This window comes from Luteimonas endophytica (assembly GCF_029887875.1).
In the GTDB taxonomy this organism is placed as follows: domain Bacteria; phylum Pseudomonadota; class Gammaproteobacteria; order Xanthomonadales; family Xanthomonadaceae; genus Luteimonas; species Luteimonas endophytica.
The window spans coordinates 1-2131 of the sequence record NZ_JARXRM010000004.1; the positions used below are offsets into that span (position 1 = coordinate 1).

General features: G+C 60.5%; 1 protein-coding gene and 1 pseudogene. Both read right to left on the reverse strand.

From position 1 onward, the window contains the following. Positions 1 to 446: pseudogene (locus QFW77_RS00175) on the reverse strand (RHS repeat protein); the annotation flags it as partial. A 485-nt stretch (positions 447 to 931) separates the two neighbouring features. Then, positions 932 to 2131: RHS repeat domain-containing protein (locus QFW77_RS00180; protein WP_280572115.1), on the reverse strand; the 1200-nt coding region annotated here is incomplete at its 5' end.

A 2131-nucleotide genomic window follows, 5' to 3' on the forward strand; every position in this document is an offset into this window, starting at 1 on the left:
TTGCCGGTGGCGTCGTAGCCGTAGCTCTCGATGGCTGCGCCTGCTGCGCCGTCGCGGAAGGCGGTGAGGCGGCCGAGCGGGTCGTAGTCGAAGCTGGCTCGCGGCGGCTCGGCCAGGTCGGCGGTGTGCAGCGCCGTGAGATTGCCGACCGGGTCGTAGCTGTAGCCGAAATCCAGCCCGCCAGCGGCCGGGTCGCTGATGGACGTGGGCCGGTAGTCCAGGTCATGCACCCGATCGAGGCGACGGCCGTTGCCGTACGTCCACCCGGCGGCGGGGCCGAAGGGGTAGTAGTCGGCGCCAGTCAGCAGGACCTCGCGGGCGCCGCCCGGTGAGGTCACGCCCACCTCCGTCACCCTGCCCTGGGCATCGCGCACGTAGTCCGCCACGGTCCCGTCCGGGTAGGTCAGGCTGCTGAGGTGCCCGCCCTTGGTGTAGCTGTAGCGCAGCGCGAACATGATAGCTCTCTACTACCAGGCAGTCGCTCCGACTTGGGATTGGTTTCGACGCTCGTCAACTGTCTGGGTCTAGATCCTTGCATTCGTCAAAACTCATCGTTGGGCGATCTTCCCATCTATGGGCAGCGGGCGGATTAAAGCAAATATGGGAACAGCCCCCTCCCCGCTTATAGCCATCGGGACTACTTATACAAGTAACCAAACAATCTGCCGCAGGCGTGCAGTCCCTGGAAAGGACATTAATCTCACATCTCTCCAGATTAGTTAGTGGGCGTCGCGCAGCCGCCCTACATCCTTGATACTTCTCAATATCTCCATAGTCTCTTTGCGGCGATCCAGAGGCGACCGGAGCAGCGCTATTCGTCGGGACTTGAGTGTCAGTGCACCCGAGCAGGGCAGATGCTAGCGCAACACTTGAGAGGCATCTTCGCATCGCACTCTTTAAGTTTCGCATTGAGAAGTCGCTCCGAATTATGTCAATGGTAGGCTGTGCTGCAGCCAAAACACTCCTGTTGAATGTATCGAGCCTTGCCTTCGTCTACCATTCGCTGATCTAGGTAGAGAGGACTGCCGAATACGAGATGGGCAGCTTCATGCGCCAGAACGGACGCGATCGGACAACAGCCAGCGGAAAGAATCCTTCCACCAATTTTGATTAAATTGCTGTCTATGTTTGGCTCAGTCGCGCCGCAAGCGGATTCACTGTAATCCAACTTTATCTCTGCGCTAATTAGTTTATTAATTATCATTGATCTCTCGGATTCACTTATCGCGTAGGGGTTTTGATGTCCCTCGCAATCGCCCAGATTGCACCTCTGCATTTTTTCAATAGCTTCAGCGCGAGCCAGTTCCTTGTGATTTCCAAAGCTGTACCCAGGGCCTGGCCGGGCCGAATTTCCGTGCGTGTCCAGCAAAGAAAACGGGTTCTGTTTCACGTACCCAAATGTTGAGGGCCCATCGGCTACCCCTACAGGATCACTCTGCGAATATCGCCCTACCGCGGCTTCATATTCACGCGAGTAGTTGTAGTTCAAGCCGCTCGTCGCATCGTAACGCTGCCCTGGGAAGCGCATATCGAACGCGAAACTGGTGCCGTCCCCATCCGAGTCCTCATTCGGCGGGCTATTGCCGAAGGCTTCGCTAGCCAAGTCCCAGTTCCATACGGCCACGTTGCGCACCGGATCGATCACAGCGCGCGGCGTTCCCAGGTGATCCGGCTGCACGTAGTGGAGCCGGTTGACGCCTGAGGTGCCGACCAGCAGGCCGACCGGGAAGTCGTCCAGCCAGACCGCCTGCTGCAGCGGGGTACCCGCAGCGTCGTAATCGCCGAGCCAGCGGCCCGCCTCGTCGAAGACCGTGGTCGTGTCGCTGGCGCCCTGGTGCCTGCGCACCTGCTCGCCCTTGCCGTTGTAGACGTAGTGCATCGCTACTGCGCCGCCCTGCTTCGCCTGGCTCATGCGATTGGCGGCGTTGTAGACGAATTCCCTGGCCATGCCGATGGCCAGGGTATTGCCGGCGTTGTCGTAGCTGCGGGCCACGCCGGCCACGGCCGCGAGGCGGTGGCTGTCGGCCGGGTAGCTATAGGCCTGGCTGCCGCCGGCATTGGTGAAGCTGGTGCGGTTGCCGGTGGCGTCGTAGCCGTAGCTCTCGATGGCTGCGCCTGCTGCGCCGTCGCG